Source organism: Anaerolineales bacterium, assembly GCA_003105035.1.
In the GTDB taxonomy this organism is placed as follows: Bacteria; Chloroflexota; Anaerolineae; order Anaerolineales; family UBA4823; genus FEB-25.
This window is the reverse complement of record PQAL01000030.1, coordinates 1-18,118: the sequence shown is the minus strand read 5'-3', so window position 1 is coordinate 18,118 and position 18,118 is coordinate 1. Positions and strand designations below refer to the sequence as shown.

Below are 18,118 nucleotides of genomic sequence, written 5' to 3'. Positions count from 1 at the left end.
GCGTGGTGGACGGCTCGTCGCCATCAGGGATCGAAACCGAGGAGGACATCGCCTGGCGCAAAGGCTTCCTGCGCATGATCGGATATAAATCATAAGTAAATTGGTAGCTCACTGTGTCTTGTAAGATACTATAATACTATTGTATTGTTGTTATAGTATAATATTACAAGCCTATCTATTCATGAAAACAATGGATATTTCAGCCGATAAATCGATTCGCCTGCCCTTAAACGATCAAATCAAGGGGCAAATCCGAGATTTGATCCAGGCCGGTCGTCTCAAGACGGGAGAAAAGCTTCCCACTATCCGCGAGCTGTCCAGCCAGCTTGCGGTGAACATCAACACAGCCGCCCTAGCCTACCGTGACCTGGCGCAAGAAGGGCTGGTTGTCACCCAGCGTGGCAAGGGCACGTTCGTCGCAGCAGCCCCAGAAATGGAGACACTGCCAACCCTGCGCCGTGTAAAACTAGAGCGCATGGTGGATGTCTTCATCCAGGAGGCAGACAGGCTTGCCTACCGTCCTGAGGAAGTTGAAGCCGCGATCATGGATCGTCTCAGGAATTGGGGAAGTTGATCGGAGTCAAAAGCTTTAATAATTGGTCAGATAAGTATAAGCACAGACCAACCGCGTAACAAATATCGAAGTGGCTTGGTGGTCCCGTGCAGATCCTGGGGAGTTTCCTCGTTTACAGGAAAATAGCAGGAGATTTAGGTGGTTATCCTGGAACAGACAAGATGAGGGGTATTATCTGCTAGTCTTTATATATACATACCCGGGGCAACGTTTGCCCAAGCAACCAACCTGGAGACACGCAGAAGACGCACCAACCACCGAGAGGCATCAGGCGTGTTGGTTACGATTTCACAGTGTTGAACACCAGCGCATGGGGCATGGGATCCTGCCGGGCCAAGGAACCCTGATTTCAATCGCATGTCCCGCGCATGCGGGGCATGCATTCACCCACCTAGTCCATCCCCTCCAGCAGCTCCTTAAAGGATATCAGGTCGTTGATGATCTCGTCCAGCTTTTGGATGGCATACCTGAGGGTTGCCCGCGAGTACTTGCCGTGCTTGACGATCGTGACCAGCTTGTTAGCCGTTAGGTAGAAAGGCTGCAGGGCATCCAGGAACTCCTTGACCGCCGCCCCAAAATCCTGGCGTGTATACACGTCTGCGAGAGCACCTTTTTCATCACCCTTGATGTCACCCTTGGCGCGAAAGGTATCCAGCTCAACGCGCGCAACCGATCGACGCAGGATATCCGCCGCTTTGTCATTGGACAACACCGGCGATTCGATAATCTTCTGTTTCACTTCTGGGCTTGGTGCGTCGTGATAAGCACGCGCGATCTCTGTAGTTTGAATCTGGGTTAATCCCTCAGCCGACACTTTGGCTGCCACAACCTTCTTGGCTTCCAGGTCATCCCCAAGCGCCTGGGCGATTTTCACCGTCTTAACGATCCCCTCGTCTGTAGCCTGGTTTTGTACGTGCACGTACACTCCGGCGTCTTTTTCGCGCTTATACAGCAGCCACTGGTTGATGGTGGCAGCCGGTATCGAAGTGCGCCGGGCAATTTCGTGTTGGCTGAAGCCCATATCTACCAGGCGCTGCGCCCACTCCGCCTTGTCATCCGCGGTCATCTCCTCGCCAGACAGGTTCTCGATCCCCGATTGTACGAGATTATTGATCTCATCCCGCTGCACGAGCATGGCATCAATCTCGGTCCAGCCTGCCATCCGGGCAGCTTCCACCCGGCGATGACCCCACACCAGCGTAAACCCATCTGCAGTCTCATAAACACCGATAGGCTCTACCTGACCCTCTTCCAAAAGCGACCAGCATAGATCGCGTAACTTTTCCTGGTCCCAAGTACGCCGAATGGGATTGGGCGAAGGCTTGATGTCTTGAAGATGGATTTTCATATGGCTACTCCTGATTCTGGTCTTCCCAGGTATTACAAAGCTATTTTACCCCACCCTGCCTGCAGGCCGGGAGGCCATTTTATGGCCGACCCATCTTCCTCCAGTCAGCCCGAACACCAAAAAACCTCACGTCCATCGCCAGCCAGGCGCCACGCACCCACAAGGCACAGCCAAGCCATCCGGAACACCGCCGTCCTGGCCTGCACTTCACTCGTCCACCAATCGGGCAAGCCGGCAAATCGATAGTCGGGTTATGCAGGGCAAAGCCTTGTTTCACGTGAAACACCGGGAAGCCCCAAAATCTACCTGTTATCGTATCCAATATGTTTCACGTGAAACATCAGCGATAATGCTAATTATCGTGCATTTTAATTGATTAACGTAAATTATCATGCATTAAGCGAGTAAATAACTTGTCACCGATGTTTATTTTGCTGGTTTACCCACCAATATTGTCTTACCCCCCGTTATCGACGGCCCATTTCTCCAACGTCTCTTCGATCAGGTCCAGATAAGCATCAAAGGCATCAATTTTCTCCATGAACGGCTCGCCGAGTAAGCCCAAGGTAGTCCCGGCTTCTTGCCAGGCTGCTTGAGGAACAGCATCGGCCTCTAACACACACATCAGCCGTGTCCAGGTATGCCACAAAGGCCACAAGGCGTGGTGTGGATTAGGCCCCTCCAGCATGGCCTGGATGGCACGTTCGTAATACAGTAAGCGGTGGGGATGCAGCTGGGCGGGCGCCTGATCTTCAGCCAATGAGCTGTATGCCTTCCGCCATTCGGGTATCCAGGCACGCATGCGGTTCGCATCTACCACCGGAGCACCGAGCAAGCCCATAAAGTCCACAAATAAACCCGACTTGTGTAGAGCCTCCGCCTGTTGGGATAATGTCGCTAAAAACCGCCGCTCGGTCAGGTGGATACCGCTCAAGCCTGCAATTGCATTACCGGCATGTTCGAGGGCACGCAGGTATAAATAAGCATCTTTAGGCTCAGGTTGATGCGGTTGCTCGTTGAACGAGCTCCACATCTCCCGCGCGTGCTGGGCTTGCCGACCGGTGCGCGCCAGCACGTTATCAGGATTATTAAACTGGCCCCTGACGCTGGCCTGGGTAAAATCAACGAAATGTTGTGGGTCGTACATGATCTTGCACCCATACACGGCTGGTCCGAGCCAGGGGTGAACGCGCAGCTCGCGCGGTTGCCGGTATACCCGATGGGAATGGTGAGCAATATCCAGATGGACCTCATCGGAAACCTTGACGATCTCGCGGTCAAGGCTCACCTCGTCGTTGTGTATGTAGAACAAGTCGATGTCTGCCGTGTTGCCGATCAAGGGGTCTTCGCTAAGCAACGACCCTTGTAGGTAAATGGCCAGGATCGAGTGATCACTATTCACTGCCCGTTCAACCGTATCCTTGGCTAACTTGAGCAACATATTTCGATTAATCCGCATAAATTCCCCCTGTATGTCTAGCATAATTATGGAAGAATCTGGTCATTTCCAGCACCAGCATACATCTACAAAAATAGTTGGTGTTCATACAATCCCCAAGATTTTTCTGGTAGCCAATCTTCTACCTGGCATGGTTGACGCTGACCCTCACAGCTCATCGATCATGGGTAAGGTAGCTTGGAAGGGCACCTGTTTTAGGGTCTGCCTGATGCGGTTCTCGACCAGCTTAAGGTCTTCCGGCCGCCGGACATAATCCAGCTCGTTGGTATCCAGGATGAGCACGGTCACACTTTCGCCGATGTTTCGGGCCTGGTTTTCCAGGAAGAACGCATCATATGCTGAACACAGCTCTTCAATATAGCCGCGTTCAATATTACGCTCGTAAGGGCGGTCACGCGAGGCAATCCGCTGCATGAGCACTTCGAGGTCTGCCCGCAAGTAAATGATCAGATTAGGCAGGGGGATCTTCTCAGCCAGGGCGTCATGCACTCGATAATACATGTCCAGCTCGTCTCCGGCCAGGTTGATACGGGCGAATAGGGCATCCTTGGTAAAAGTGTAATCAGTGATTAGCGACTCGCCCCTTCTGATGATCTCAGGAACGGAGCGCCGCTGCTGGTAATACCTGCTCAGGAGAAAGAAAATCTGGGTCTGAAATGCGTACCGTTGCCTATCGGAATAAAAATCTGAAAGAAATGGATTTTCCTCGAAAACTTCCAGGACCAGCGCAGATTGAAAAGCAGGCTGCAGCAGGCGCGCCAGGGTGGTTTTTCCAACACCGATGACTCCCTCTATGGCTAGGTACATATTACACTCCCTCACCCGGATTAAATGAGACACCCTGTAAAAAAGAGAGCAGGCTGGCTGCCAGAAGCGCTGGTTGTTCAAGCATCACCATATGGCCGGCGTTGGGGATGATGCTCAACTGAGCATGTGGGATGGAATTGGCCAGGTATTGCGCATAACGCACGGGCGTCATCTGGTCTTCGGTGCCACATACCACCAGAGTGGGTTGCTGGATCGACCCCAGCCTGTCCATGACATCAAATCGGTCACAGGCTAATAAATCTCCCAAAAAAACGCTCTGCCGGGTCTCCAGCATGCGCCGCGAGGCCAATTCCACTAATTGGTGCGAAGCGCTGGCGCTGTACGAATAAGCTACGAGCATATCTACCGCTTTTAGGTAGGTGGTTTGGTCGGAGGCATAATTTAATACTTCCGGGTGCACCCTCAAACGTGCCCCGCTGCTGATCAAGCCCAATCCAACCACATGATCGGCGTGCTGGATCGCCATATGCAGGGCAATGGCACCGCCCATGGAATGGCCCACGATGACGGCCCTGCGTAGCTGCATTGCCTCCAGCCATTGGATCAGGTGGCTGGCATAGTCGCTGATATTCTGCTGGCCTCCAATCAGGGCAGATTTTCCATGTCCAGGCAAGTCGACTGCATAAATACTATACCCGGGCAGTCGCCGGATTTCTGGAGGCCAATATAAATGAGTGCCTCCAGCACCATGAATCAGTATCAATGGGGGATTTTCTGTGCCGCTCTCGCCGTGATGGGAATAATATAGATTTGCACAGACGGGCATAACGGTTCAACCACCTCTGTGCAGCCGTTCCGCAGCATCTGGGGTAAGGGGGATGAGCACACGAATGGTCGTGCCTTTTCCCACTACCGATTCAAGCCGAAAAATACCATCCACCATCTCGGCGCGTTCCTTCATGTTCTTCAGTCCCAGGCTGCCCCGCTTTTCGGAAGCAATCTCAGCGCCGTTTCGTTCAAAACCGATGCCGTCATCCTGTACTTCAAGCATCAGCAGATCCCGATCGTACTCCCGCATCCTGACCCAGATGTGGCTGGCCTGGGCGTATTTACAAGCATTATTTATGGCTTCTTCGGCAATATAGAAGATGATCGGCTGCTTATTCATCTCCAGCCTTGAAATTAAGTTCTCGTCGCCTTCGACGATCACATTTTGGTCGTAGGTATCGTGCGTCTTTTCCGCCATCGCCTTCAGCGCGCCAACCAGCCCCTGTGACTCAAGCTCCAGCGGGCGCAGGGTGAAAAGCATGTACCTGATTTCCTTGGTAGTGCGGCGGGCCAGTTCTTCGATCTTCATTAGCTCATCCGCGGTTGCCTTCGGGTCTCGTTCCAGTAACCGGCGGGCAAAATTGACCCGCATGGCAATGGCCGCCATGGATTGGGTGGGACCATCGTGCAGGTCACGCGCCAGTTTCTTGTGCTCCTGCTGCTGGATTTCTATCATCTGCTCTTTTTCGCGCTGGAGGTCACTGTACAGGCGCGCATTCTGGATGGCAATGACCGCCTGATGCGAAATGATATCCAATAACTCGCACTTGGATGGCGTGAAAAAGTCTTTATCGGGGTGGGCGAAAAGCAGGATCCCGTAGGTATCCAACCCAGAGCGCAATGGCAGGCAATAAGCAACCGTACAGCTGCGTAGGCCAAGCAGATGGCTCAATTCGGGATCACTGGCGATCTCAGTGGTGCTTTTCGGTAGCCCTTCGGTAATTACCTCACCGATCAGGCCACTGGTCCCCGGCAGCACTGCCCGCATATCCGGCTGAGGAAGCCGTCGCGAGGTTCCAATGGTGAGATTCGGACGCTCACCACCTGATTGGGTGAAGAGCAAGACGGCGCTGACCAGGCGATCGGCGGGGATATGTGGAGTCGCCAGGACCCTGGAGCCTAAATCCAGGGCGATCTCGAGTACGGTTTCGTATTTTAATGTTGAGGTAAGTTTTGAAATGAGATTATAAATCTCGCGCAGCCGGCGGTGGTCGATATCCCAGATGGGCTTATTCCCGCCATTACTCTCCCGTTTTCCGCCGAAATTTAGTTGTCCAAAGATAGCCAGAACAGCCAGGCACAGGATGATACCCAGGATGATGGCGATCGCACCAACCAGTAGTGTGTACCCCAGAGGATCCATTGGTCTTATGATAACCCAAAATAGCCGTGTTGGAAAGCGTCTTGATGGTGAATTTAGTCACATCATCGCCTGTTCAGGGCAGCAACGCACCAAGGATAGGAATGGCAGCTTTTATTGCCCTGGCACGATGGCTGTGTTGGTTTTTTTCATCCATACTCAGCTCAGCCATGGTCAGGTGACGCTCGGTGAGCAGAAAGATCGGGTCATAGCCGAAACCATTCGTGCCACGTTCCTCGGGAATAATCTCACCCGGACAATTCCCTTGGGCATAATAGAGCTTGAGGGCTGGAGTAGCGATTGCCACCGTGCAGTGAAAGTGAGCTTTCCATGGGCGGGGCTGTCCATCCAACAAGCCCAGCAGATAGGCCCGCCGATCGGCATCACTGGCACCAGGCAGCGGGGAGAAACGCGCCGAGCGTATCCCGGGTAGGCCTCCCAACAGATCCACCTCCAACCCCGAATCATCCGCCAGGGTCACCAATCCGGAGGCTTTCGCAAATGCCTCTGCCTTCAAGGCGGCATTCTCTTCGTAGGTAGCGCCAGTCTCGTCCACGTGCAGGGAGATGCCCAGCATCTCGGGGATGACAAGATCGATTACCATTCCGTCGAGTAGAGAGCGAATCTCTACCAGTTTTCCCCGGTTTCCAGTGGCGATCAATAAACGCTGCATACGAACCTCCCAAATTTTTCCTTCAATACCAACCCACACACCATATATGGGTAGTCAGTTGATATTTTATCTTACCTGTGGCAACAAAATATGTTATAATAATTGCATAAAATAATAAATTACTTTGCGAATTTCAAGATATCATTCAAAGTATAGTCAACAAACTCAAGTGTCTGACCCACATTCTCCATTACGTCTGAATGTCGGCTTCATCGTTGCCCAATCGGCTGGCTTTAGCCGCGATTTCCCGTTCAACCTGCCTCAAATTAACATTCCACCCGATTTGCACCTCAGCGTTCTGCTTGGCGTGGTTCGGGCTACGCGCACACCCCAGGGAATCCTGCTGCAGGTGCAAAATCAGGTAATAATTGACCTCGAATGTGTACGCTGCTTGAACAGCTTTCAACAAACGTTTCACATCGATTTCGCTGAGCTGTATGCGTTTTCCCAGCGTTACGCCACCGATTCAGGTCTCATCATGCCGGAAACAGGTATCATCGACCTGGCGCCGGTGCTGCGCGACTACATTTTACTCGAAATACCCATCAGCCCGTTATGCCGGCCAGATTGTAAAGGCCTGTGCCCAATCTGCGGCAATAACTTGAACGAGAGTATCTGCCATCATGATGACGAGCCTGGTGACCCCAGGTTATCTTCATTAAAGTCCTTGCTGGAAAAGTAACCCCACCAAATCAGGAGGGAAAGCCATGGTCAACCCAGAAACCGCACCGCAAAAAGTTGAAGCCCTCGATACATTAATGGAAAAAGCGGAGGTTCAAGGGTATCTCACCACCGGAGACATCCTGGAGGTCTTCCCGTGGGATGGAGAAGATGACGAACGCTTGATGGAGCTGTTTGGCCTGCTTCACCGTCAGGGTGTCGAAATCGTCATTGAAGAAGATACCGATGCTGAGCCGGATCTGACCAAGCTTGAAAGTTCTGGGTTGGATCTGAATCCTTCCATCCTGGAGACATCCTTTCTACCCAGCCTCGAAAACATCTCTGCCGATGATAGCGTGGGGTTGTACCTCAAGGAGATGTCACGCGTGCCACTGCTTTCGCTCGAGGAGGAAGTCAGCCTGGCTCAACGCATTGAGCGGGCGAAACAAGCCAAGGCCAGGCTCACCAAGTTGAGTGTAAAAGGCAGCCTCAGGCTGAGACAAGAGCTAGAAGGCATCATTCAGGATGGGGTTCTGGCCCGCGAGCACCTGATTAAAGCCAACACCCGTTTGGTGGTCAGCGTCGCCAAGAAATATATAGGGCGCGGCGTCGCCTTCCTGGACCTGATCCAGGAGGGTAACTTGGGCTTAATGAAAGCCGTCTCAAAGTTTGAGTATCAGCGCGGCTTCCGTTTCTCCACCTACGCCACCTGGTGGATCAGGCAGACCATCACACGCTCCATTGCTGACCAGAGCCGGACCATCCGCATCCCAGTGCATATGACCGACCGCCTGCGCATAATGTACAAGGCAGCCCACAAGTTGGAGCAAAGCTTCGGACGCCCACCCACCCAGGACGAGCTGTGCCTCGAAATTGGTGTCTGCCACGATAAGTTGCGTTGGATGATTGAGGTGGCGCGCATCCCGGTCTCACTTGAAAGCCCGGTGGGCGATGAGGATGACACGGAGTTGGGTATGTTCGTGGAAGACACGATCACCCCCTCTCCATCACAGACCACCTACGATAATATGCTGCGCGAGCGTGTTGAACAGGTCTTATCCACGTTGTCACCGCGTGAAGCGCGCATCCTGCGCCTGCGCTTCGGGCTGGAGAACGGCCATCCGTACACCCTTGAGGAAGTGGGGCACAAGTTCGGTCTGACACGTGAGCGCATCCGCCAGATCGAAGGTAAGGCTCTGCGGAGATTACGCCACCCCTTCCGGGCAAGATTACTCAGGGAATATCTATAAGGGATTCTTTTTCAATCAGCTAATCCCGTCATAATGGTGTCAATGCAGTGTCTCGCTCATGACAAGTAGGAAATCGATGCTGTAAACATGCAGTCCATCCTACTTTTCAAATAAGTTTTGGGTAAGCTGTCCGGCTCTCGCACCACCAAATTAATAACCTGCTTAGTATTTTCCGTATTCACTGAAGTATATTTTTATATTAAGCCCGGTTTTGGAAAATAATGATGGATTTACCATCTGCTTCCACCATACTAATTATGATTCATTGATAAGAGTAAAAGCTTATAAGGACTCCCAGCTAAGCCTTTTAGTGTATGGGTTATCTCTCACTCTCGCTCTCGCTGCATAATGGCAGCACGTCTTTGTACAATTCCCTTTCATCACATGTAAAAGGCCGCAGATAATTATTCTTGAGTATTCTAATCTGCAGCTGCGCCAGAGTAGACTGCTCACCAACATGCCATGTGAAGATTTTGTTAGCATTATCTTGTACAATATAAGCATATTTACTATTCGTTGAAAAGGTTACCTGGGTAGTCGCGCCTGGGATCGGTAGATCAATTCGGCCGAGCTCCCGGCCTGTTAGCATATCCCACAGAATCACATTAGTCAGGGAAGCTGCGAGCAAGTATTGATTATTCGGACTGATCTCAAACGTGTAGACCGTATTGTCTAAACCACTAAACGTACGCAATATCTTCCCATCCGCTACGTTGATCTGATATATCCGGCTCAAGGATGAGCTTGTTATTGCATCGATCAGTATAGACTCGTCATCCTGGCTAAATACTGCCTCATGGCAGCCAAATTGGTAACGGTGTTTTCTCTCTCCCGTGGATACATCCCATATGGATACATTGGCGTAAAAACCGACTGGTGTGCAGGTTACAACCAGCTTACCGCTATGGCTGAAAGAAATACCCTGGATATCATTGGCTAATTTAAATTGTCTCACCATTTGGCCAGTGCTGGTGCTCCATAAGAATAGCTCACCCAATGAGTAATCGTGCGGTTCTTGTACTTTACTCGACGAACCACTGATCGCATATTGTCCATCTGGGCTGAAAGCGACTGCCTTCACATTGTATTGATGACCCTCCAGTCGGTGCTTGACTTCTCCTGTCCGGGCATCGATGAGCCACAAAAAAGGTCGGTCAGAAGTGTTGGATTCCATTGGACTGAGGTTACCACCGCCTGCTAATATTAAATTCCCATCTAGATCGATTGCCAGCCCGCTACTTGCCAAATGGTTCGGTAGCTGCGGTGATTGATAAACTACCTTGCTGCCAGACCTCAGGTCAATCCTGTATAGTGTTGGAGAAATGGGATCTGAAGTACCATTTGTGGTCACAATATTATCTCCACCAGGCAGCCAGATTGTATTCCCCATTGATGATACGGCAGTAACAGTAATTGCTTTCACATTCTCTTGGGATGTAAGGTTCCAAAGATTCAACCCTCCATTGTTATCACCGCTGACCAGATGAGTTCCATCTTTACTGATCGCCAGACCTGTAACAGTGGAATAGGCATCCCGGCTGATCTGCAATAATCGTTGAATATCACGCCCTTGTTCAGTATCCTTGAGGATGATCATGCCCTCCTGGGCTAGAGCCGTCATTCCGCCGTCTGGTGTAAATTGGATGTCTTGATAGGGGTTACTTCCAGACGGAGTGCTGAAAATCACCTGGCCTGTTTCGAGATCCCATACATTCACGCTGTTATCACTGCATAATCCCCAAACGGAAACCCTTCCAGATTGATTCACCGGTCCGAAAGCTACCCGGTATACCCATATGCCCTGGGTGCTAGTATATTGTCGGATCTCCTCACCGGTCTCGGCGTTCCACAGTATGGTCTTGCCATATTTCGAGGCTGATAGGACTTCTCGTCCATCGTGGCTGAATGCCACGCTGGTAACCGGCTCTTCTCCCACACTTATTCGCATGATTTCCTTCCCGCTAGCAGTTTCCCAGAGGATGATTGTCCCTTGCTCATAAGCAGCAATAAATTGCTTGCCATCCGGTGAGAATGCCACCTCATATACCGAACCAGCATGTCCTTCATAACGCTTCAGGATCGAATCGGATGACAGCGATGACACATCCCAAAGAATGATGTTCCCATCCTCACCAGCAGATAGGGCAGTTAACCTGCCTTCTACATATCCTGCAGGATTAAAGCTTATGTCGTTGACTAAACCTTTTAATTCCGTGCTTTCGACCCGAATGATGCGATCAGTTTGCAGTAGGTTTGAGGCATCCCCATCAATATTCCATAGGGTCAGGCGGCCTCGCAAACAAGTCATATCAGGATTCACCACACCGCAGCTGCCAGATATTACTCTTCTCCCATCTGGGCTGATAGCAAGAGCATTGATTGGTGTAACGCCGGTTGATAGAACTGCGCGAATGCCCGAACCTTGGGCGATAGTCCGAAAAGCCTGCTCTACTAGCACTGGTGGATCATCCATGTGGATTGCTTCCATTGCCAGCAGGATTGCCAAATCAGTGCGTCCTTCCGTATAAGCTGCCCGTGCATAGTTGGCCAGTTGGATATTGCGATTTTCCAGAGTTCGTCGTTCGGCGCGTGTTTGCGCATCTTGAGCTTGCTGCGCACGGTCCAGCGCAATGAATGCCAGAGCGCTCATGATAATAGCCACGAAGGCTACCACTCCAAAAACAAGGTTGCGGATGAGCTTACTCTTGCGATTACGCCGTCGTTTTTCGTTGATGCTGACCAGCAGGAATTCACTTTCAATGGGTCCTAATTCCACCGGCGAGTCTTTAGCCCAGGTTTGGAACTGGACCAGGTGCGTACCCGATAGAAGGTAACTTGGATCTCGGTTCGCTTCCTGCCAATCGCTAGCAGCTGTGGCAAGCAAGCGCTGCTGGCGTAAATCTTCCCGGCTATCATCCACCCAGTCTTGTAATTTATTCCATCCCCGGATCAAGGCTTCATGCGCCACTTCTACCACTGCGTAACCCCGGGTTGGATCATAATCCAGTGTGATTAGCCGGTGTTTGGCAAGCTCGTCAATCAATTCATCCACCGTTTGACGATTCACATCGATGGCCTGTAGCTCTGATCGGCTTACTCTCCGCCGCAAGACTTCACCTTCTTTACCAAGCTTAACCAATCGTAGAAAGATTTGGCGCACGATTGCTTGCTTTGACACACCTAAACTTTCGTAGAGAGAATCAGCCTTGCGGGTCAGTGCCCCACGTATTCCCCCGATTTGGTGATAGGCTGCCAGGGTCATAATGTCTCCCTGATGCCGGTCGAATAGCTCAGTCAGGGTGAATTGCATCAGAGGCAGCAACCCAGGTCGCTCGCTGACCTCGTTAACCAACGCTGTAACCAGCTCCGACTCGACCCTCGCCCCCACTTGCTGGGCTGGCAGGCAGATCGCCTGGGCTAGTTCCTCTTGGGTTAATGGCAGAACCACATCGGTGCGTAAGCGAAACAGCTCACTGATGGCTGGAGACATCAGCGGGCGGTCGTAATAGTCTGCTCGCAAAGCGATCACCACCCGCACTCGGCTGCGAAGCTGGTTTACGCTTCTGCCCAGTAACGCCAGAAATTGGCTGCGCTGATCTTCATCCACTACCAGTGAAAATACTTCCTCAAATTGGTCCACCACTAGTAGAAGCTCACTGTTTTCCAGCAGGAGCATTTCGGTCAGGCGCTGTAATCCACGCTCGTCACGGGTTAATTGCGCATTGATATCGACACCCGGCCTGGTTGCTGCTCTTGCTAGTGCAGCTTCCAACGCATCCAGTGGATGGCTGCCGGGTACCATGCTGGCGATGACCCACTGTTCAGAGCCATCTATGCCACCATGCTGTAGCGCCGGGATCAGCCCGGCGTGAAGCACACTCGATTTGCCACATCCACTCGGGCCTACCACCGCCAGGAAGCGGCTCATCGGTCCATCCTCGGCCAGGCGATCCAGTAGCCGTTGAATGAGTTCCTCACGGCCAAAAAACTCGGCTGCCTCTCCCTGTTGGAAAGAACGTAAGCCTTTATATGGGTTTTTATGCGTGGGAGTGGTCTGTGCATGATCTGTAGCGGTAGATTTGCTCTCGAAGAGACCAAGTGCGCGGGCACACGCCAGTGCCTTTTGGTGGTTACGCTGGCTTTTCTCCAATCCTAATTTGTCGTATATTTTCTGGACATACCAGGTGACAGTCGCTTTTTCAATGAAAAGTGCCTGTCCGATTTCCCCGTAGGATTGGCCTTCGCCAATCAACTGAAGGATCTTCAATTCGCGCGCAGTGAGGGGCTCGATGAGGCTAGCATGCTGGTCCATGGTAGGCCTCCCAGATACATACTACGAGATTACAAAATAAGAAAACTATAAAGTGTATAAATCAGATTTACGCTGAACATTCCTGATTTGATTATACAACCCATTCCCTATATCTACCCAATCAAGATTGGGTGACTTCCCTATGCTTGTTTTGCTATGCTGAAACCATAATAATAATACGATATGGCAGCCAGCAATTTATCCTTCCATCAAAATCATAGTAGGCAGTGAACGAAGAAAGGAGGCGTTTATTCGAGCAAGACAAAGCTGTTGCAATAACAATAGCAGCCAAGAAAACATACTAATGAAAGAAAGGAAAAAAAGGGATGAAAAATAAAATGATGTTGTGGATTACCTTGCTGCTGATCTCCATCATGTTGGCCTCGTGTAGCTTGGTTGGTTCTAAAGCCGGTTCGATCAAGTGCACTGGCACGTCAAAGAATGTTGGCGAGACACCGGGAAAAAGCGAAGTCGTAAACGGAGCTTCGCGAACCGAAGGATTAATAATCGAATTTGAGCTTGTCTCTGATTGCCCGGAGTTGACAGGAGTCATGAAAGCAACAGCTAATTATTTCTATGATGCTCAATTAGCTTGGGGCACTTTTTACATTGAAACAGCCTACCAGGGGGGAGGTAGAATTGAAGGCACAACTGATTACACAAGATCATCGGATGGTACGGCAGTGATGAGCTGTACCAGCGTTGATTCCATTGGCTCATTGCGCGGGTTAAAACTTGACTTGACTGCTAACGTGCCAGCTGGCGCTGGCTATCTCAGCGAAGTACCCTTCGAGGCCACGATCCAAAATGCACCTCAAGAGTAGCGTAGTTTCCAATGGGAAGCCGCATAGTGATAAGGATTTGCTCAACTATATAATAAACAACGACATCGATAGGACAGCCAGGATGGTATGAGACACATAATAACCATCCTGGCAGTTAATATTTCCCTCATATTATGGCTCATCTTCCTCAACTCACCGTATATACCATCGCTCAGGGCATGTAACTTGTAGAATACGCAATGGTAAGTGGCTGTAAATTGCTTTGTTTTCGAATCATTCCAAAAATAGAAAAAACTCGGGCATTTTATTGGAAGTTGCATCCAGACAATCGTTGATACCCGACCTGTCCATCAAAAATTTGGGGAAATGCAATCATCGCAGAGGCCTGCAAGTCCAATCATCGAATACTCACCACTGAAATTGCAGTTATCTACTAATTCTAAAACTTGACAAATCAATGTCCAGCGTGTAGACTCATTTTATAGTGAACGGTGGCAGGAGTGAAAACTATAATTTCTTCTACCCTGGTGTCTGTAAATCCCATGCGCATGGTGGCTCTTGTTCAGCGCGCCTGGGCACTCAGGGTAGATAACGAGAAGTAATCACCCGGAAGTTTATCCAAAAGGCTGTCCAGGATCGGGCAGCCTTTTTTTATGCAAACTATCGATCTATAGTGACTGACACAATACAGCGGAGCTAACTATGACCAACAACATCCTGATCGCCATCGCCTGGCCTTATGCCAACTCACAGATCCACGTGGGCAATATCACCGGCTCGCATCTCCCGGGTGATATCGTGGCGCGCTATCATCGTCTCAAGGGTAACCGGGTGTTGATGGTTTCTGGCACCGATTCGCATGGCACGCCGGTAACGCTGCGCGCCGATGCCGAGGGGCGGCCTGCAGAGCAGGTGTATCAGTACTTCCACAACCAGTTCCTCGAGCTGTTCCAGAAGGCCGGCATAAGCTATGACCTGTTCACCAGTACCCACACGGAAAACCACTTCAAGGTGGCCCAATCCATGTTCCTGGCACTAGACAAGAATGGTTTCCTTTACACCGAATCGCGCCCGCAGTGGTATTCGCCTCAGGCTAAACGTTTCCTTCCGGATAGATACGTGGAAGGCACGTGCTATATCTGCGGGTTCGAAGGGGCACGCTCCGACCAGTGTGACCGCTGTGGTAGTGTGCTTGAACCCGAAAAACTGCTTAACCCGCACTATAAGCTGGACGGCTCCACCCCTGAGCTGCGTGAGACCCGGCATTATTTCCTGGATCTCTCGAAGCTGGAGCCGGAAGTTGAGCAATTCCTGCGCCAGCGGCAGGATTACTGGCGTGAGACCGTGGTGGGGCAATCCTTGGGACAGATCGAAAGTGAAGGTTTACTTCCCCGCCCCATTACCCGTGACCTGGATTGGGGCATCCCCGTCCCGGTGGATGGCTGGGAAGGCAAGTGCCTGTATGTGTGGTTCGAGGCAGTCATCGGTTATCTGTCTGCCACCATCGAATGGGCAAAAATAACCGCTCAGCCCGAAGCATGGCGTGACTGGTGGACCGACCTGTCTGCCAAAGCGTTTTACTTCATCGGTAAAGATAACATATTCTTCCATGCAGCCTTTTGGCCAGCGCAGCTCAAGGGGGTGGGCAAGGAATTCGTGGAAATATTTACCGAAGACGAAGGTGTACCACTCAACCTGCCGTATGACATCCCGGCTAACCAATTCATGAACCTGGAAGGGCAAAAGATCTCTGGCAGCCGCAACTGGGCCATCTGGGGGCTTGATTTTCTGTCCCGCTACGATGCAGATGCGCTGCGTTATTACCTGACGATTAATATGCCCGAGTTACGCGACTCCGATTGGGACTGGGATGAATTTATCGCCCGCAACAACGGTGAGCTGGTGGCCACCTGGGGCAACCTGGTAAACCGGGTGCTGCCCTTTGCTTACAAGCATTGGGATGGGGTTGTGCCTGAGCCTGGCGAGCTTCGCCCCAAGGATAAGGAGATCATTGCCACCATTGAGAATGGCTTTACAAAAGTTGGCAGCTATCTTGAGGCAGTCAGCTTGCGTGCAGCCTTGAATGAAGCACTACGCCTGGCTGCGGAAGGCAACAAATATCTGGCCGACCACAAGCCCTGGGACGAGGTCAAGATCGATAAAGCTGTAGCCGCCAAGACCATCTATACCGGGTTGCGCATAGTCGACTCTTTGAAAGTCCTGTTTGCACCGTTTATCCCGTTTAGCAGCGAGCGCTTGAACACCTACCTGGGCTACAGCCAGCCGTTGTTCGGCGAACAATACATTGAACCTCAAGCTGACCGGTTGGGTATCCATAATACGTTAAGATACCGCCCACCCCAAGAAGCAGGGCACTGGCAGGCATCCAACCTGCGGCCCGGCCAGCGCCTGAACCCGCCTGCCGCCCTGTTCAAGAAGCTGGAGCCTGCTCTGGCCCAGGAGGAACGAGCCAAGCTAGGCGAGCCGATATCGTAAGGCTACAGGGAATACGCATCGTTGAGGTTGGTAGCATTGGCAGTTTCGGTTCGTACAGAGAATTACGCACGCAAGGGCGGTAGCCTTTCCACGTATTGACCTCCTCGGCCAGGTAGAGTGCGTGGCTCTTAATGTCCTCCTCTTAGGAAGCCCAATAGAATACCTGTTGCGATTAAGTGACCACTCATCAGGCCAGGGTCATCAGAGTCGATACACCAATCATCCGGTTCTTACTCAAAAGCTATTAGTGAACGCACATTAATCAGTGCTCCTCCTGATGAGTGGAGGAGCACTGTGATCAACCTAAAATGCCAGTAGTGGACAATCACTTCCTTGATGTTTACTTTATATGACAGATTCCTTAATCCGAAAACCTCGCCGGCGCAACTCATTCATGAAGGGCCCTGCGGGTACGAAAGTCTCCACTCCACCCGCGCCGCGCGGCGTCAATCCATGCGCCATCATCTCCGCCACAATGGCGGCATCCCAGCCCGTGGTGCGTTCCATGGCGGTAAAACCGGTGCTTTCATCGAAACGATCCATCAGTTCCACTTCGGCCTGGGCGGGTTTGCCATCCTTCTTCCCCAGTGCTTTAACGCGCACAAATACGAAATCCTTGCCTTTCTCCGGGTCGTCGGGGAAGATCACCTTGGGCTCGAACAGGGCATGGAAGACATCGCGTGGGATCACCTCTCCCTTTTCGGTCAGGATAGGTTTCAGGTCCCACAACCCCAGATCCCAGAAGGCACGTAATTGGTTGAAGTGACCCGGATAGCGCAGGGTGAGATTCTGCAGGGTGCGTAATTTACCCTCGAACGTCCAGGGCATGGTGCTGGTGCCACCTCCAGCCACAAAGGCTTCCAGGGTACCGACGGAATCGGGGAAATCCACCGTCTCCAGCTCGGTCATCGGTTCCACCAGGGTGATCTTTCCATCCCGCAAGAAGATTGCCGGCTCGGCATACTCATTGGTCAGCCCAGCCACATGAAACGTTAGTAGATAGTTGAAGGGAGGCTGCGGGCTTTGGGGGATGCCCCCATCCCACATATACACATCGGTGGCCTCATCCAGCAGGCTCATGGTATAGACGGAGAGAGATGAGCCAAGCCCAGGCACCTGGCCACAATCAGGGATAATGCTAATGCCAGCTTGGCGGGCTTTATCGTCGAAAGCGTGTTGCTGCCTGACGATATCGGTGTTGCCTCCCAGGTCGCACATACTGGCTTTAGCCTTGATCGCCACCCGGGTGATATCCAGGTTGAAGTAATAGGGTACGGCGCTGACAAATGCGTCCACGCCGGTCAGTACCTGCTCAAGCGCGGTGGTGTCAGTGACATCGACCTGAATGGCTTCAGCCACTTCGGTGCCAATCAGCTGGTTCACTCTTTTAGCAGCGCGTTCAGCAATTGTTAGCTCCATATCTGCCAGTAGAACCCGTTTCGCCTCTCCCCAGCGTGCCATATCATAGGCTGAGGCTGTGCCCTGTCTGCCGGCGCCTAAAACTGCATAGGTATATTTCATAGTGTTGCCTCCTTACAATGGTCTGAGTTGATTATAAGTCAAATCACTCCTCCCCGTGCCAACCTCCTGTGGTAAACTCCCTGA

13 protein-coding genes are annotated in these 18,118 nt (G+C 51.6%); 5 read left to right on the top strand and 8 right to left on the bottom strand.

The features are described 5' to 3' along the window. The first annotated feature begins 181 nt into the window (after positions 1-181). Complete coding sequence (locus C3F13_12690; GenBank protein PWB51974.1) at positions 182-574, top strand: GntR family transcriptional regulator; 393 nt, start codon at positions 182-184, stop codon at positions 572-574. A 391-nt stretch (positions 575-965) separates the two neighbouring features. Here the strand turns inward: C3F13_12690 and C3F13_12685 are convergent, their stop codons facing one another. The 6 genes from C3F13_12685 to rdgB form a co-directional block, all read right to left on the bottom strand. Beyond that, positions 966-1,922, bottom strand: a complete 957-nt coding sequence (locus tag C3F13_12685; protein ID PWB51973.1) for a hypothetical protein — start codon at positions 1,920-1,922, stop codon at positions 966-968. Positions 1,923-2,379: 457 nt separating this feature from the next. Further along, entirely contained in the window at positions 2,380-3,381 is a 1,002-nt protein-coding gene (locus C3F13_12680; protein ID PWB51972.1) for a hypothetical protein, read from the bottom strand. 147 nt (positions 3,382-3,528) lie between these two features. Beyond that, positions 3,529-4,188, bottom strand: a complete 660-nt coding sequence (locus tag C3F13_12675) for a deoxynucleoside kinase (protein PWB51971.1) — start codon at positions 4,186-4,188, stop codon at positions 3,529-3,531. Position 4,189: 1 nt separating this feature from the next. Then, positions 4,190-4,975: an alpha/beta hydrolase gene (locus tag C3F13_12670; GenBank protein PWB51970.1), complete on the bottom strand. Its 786-nt coding sequence runs from the start codon at positions 4,973-4,975 to the stop codon at positions 4,190-4,192. A gap of 6 nt (positions 4,976-4,981) precedes the next feature. Further along, positions 4,982-6,340 carry a hypothetical protein gene (locus C3F13_12665; GenBank protein PWB51969.1) on the bottom strand — a complete coding sequence of 453 codons (1,359 nt, stop codon included), beginning with the start codon at positions 6,338-6,340 and terminating at the stop codon, positions 4,982-4,984. A 73-nt stretch (positions 6,341-6,413) separates the two neighbouring features. Then, complete coding sequence (gene rdgB / locus C3F13_12660; GenBank protein PWB51968.1) at positions 6,414-7,010, bottom strand: non-canonical purine NTP pyrophosphatase, RdgB/HAM1 family; 597 nt, start codon at positions 7,008-7,010, stop codon at positions 6,414-6,416. Between the two features lie 337 nt (positions 7,011-7,347). Between rdgB and C3F13_12655 the strand changes: the two genes are divergently transcribed. Together C3F13_12655 and C3F13_12650 are read left to right on the top strand one after the other, a co-directional pair. Continuing rightward, positions 7,348-7,692, top strand: a complete 345-nt coding sequence (locus C3F13_12655) for a hypothetical protein (protein ID PWB51975.1) — start codon at positions 7,348-7,350, stop codon at positions 7,690-7,692. Positions 7,693-7,717: 25 nt separating this feature from the next. Then, complete coding sequence (locus tag C3F13_12650; protein ID PWB51967.1) at positions 7,718-8,920, top strand: RNA polymerase subunit sigma; 1,203 nt, start codon at positions 7,718-7,720, stop codon at positions 8,918-8,920. Positions 8,921-9,239: 319 nt separating this feature from the next. Here C3F13_12650 and C3F13_12645 read toward each other — a convergent pair whose 3' ends face one another. Beyond that, positions 9,240-13,232, bottom strand: a complete 3,993-nt coding sequence (locus tag C3F13_12645; GenBank protein ID PWB51966.1) for a hypothetical protein — start codon at positions 13,230-13,232, stop codon at positions 9,240-9,242. Between the two features lie 326 nt (positions 13,233-13,558). Between C3F13_12645 and C3F13_12640 the strand changes: the two genes are divergently transcribed. Together C3F13_12640 and C3F13_12635 are read left to right on the top strand one after the other, a co-directional pair. Next, positions 13,559-14,056, top strand: a complete 498-nt coding sequence (locus C3F13_12640; protein PWB51965.1) for a hypothetical protein — start codon at positions 13,559-13,561, stop codon at positions 14,054-14,056. A 663-nt stretch (positions 14,057-14,719) separates the two neighbouring features. Beyond that, a complete protein-coding gene (locus tag C3F13_12635) occupies positions 14,720-16,513 on the top strand; it encodes a methionine--tRNA ligase (protein ID PWB51964.1) in 1,794 nt (597 codons plus the stop codon). A gap of 345 nt (positions 16,514-16,858) precedes the next feature. On the opposite strand, the gene C3F13_12630 is transcribed toward C3F13_12635, so the two are convergent. Continuing rightward, entirely contained in the window at positions 16,859-18,034 is a 1,176-nt protein-coding gene (locus tag C3F13_12630; GenBank protein PWB51963.1) for a hypothetical protein, read from the bottom strand. Positions 18,035-18,118: the final 84 nt, after the last annotated feature.

Excerpts from the sequence above, each read along its gene's own strand:
- C3F13_12690 (PWB51974.1), top strand. The coding sequence starts at position 182 with ATGAAAACAATGGATATTTCAGCCGATAAATCGATTCGCCTGCCCTTA.
- C3F13_12685 (PWB51973.1), bottom strand. The coding sequence starts at position 1,922 with ATGAAAATCCATCTTCAAGACATCAAGCCTTCGCCCAATCCCATTCGG.
- C3F13_12665 (PWB51969.1), bottom strand. The coding sequence starts at position 6,340 with ATGGATCCTCTGGGGTACACACTACTGGTTGGTGCGATCGCCATCATC.
- C3F13_12635 (PWB51964.1), top strand. The coding sequence starts at position 14,720 with ATGACCAACAACATCCTGATCGCCATCGCCTGGCCTTATGCCAACTCA.
- C3F13_12675 (PWB51971.1), bottom strand. The coding sequence starts at position 4,188 with ATGTACCTAGCCATAGAGGGAGTCATCGGTGTTGGAAAAACCACCCTG.
- C3F13_12680 (PWB51972.1), bottom strand. The coding sequence starts at position 3,381 with ATGCGGATTAATCGAAATATGTTGCTCAAGTTAGCCAAGGATACGGTT.
- rdgB (PWB51968.1), bottom strand. The coding sequence starts at position 7,010 with ATGCAGCGTTTATTGATCGCCACTGGAAACCGGGGAAAACTGGTAGAG.
- C3F13_12650 (PWB51967.1), top strand. The coding sequence starts at position 7,718 with ATGGTCAACCCAGAAACCGCACCGCAAAAAGTTGAAGCCCTCGATACA.
- C3F13_12630 (PWB51963.1), bottom strand. The coding sequence starts at position 18,034 with ATGAAATATACCTATGCAGTTTTAGGCGCCGGCAGACAGGGCACAGCC.
- C3F13_12645 (PWB51966.1), bottom strand. The coding sequence starts at position 13,232 with ATGGACCAGCATGCTAGCCTCATCGAGCCCCTCACTGCGCGCGAATTG.
- C3F13_12640 (PWB51965.1), top strand. The coding sequence starts at position 13,559 with ATGAAAAATAAAATGATGTTGTGGATTACCTTGCTGCTGATCTCCATC.
- C3F13_12670 (PWB51970.1), bottom strand. The coding sequence starts at position 4,975 with ATGCCCGTCTGTGCAAATCTATATTATTCCCATCACGGCGAGAGCGGC.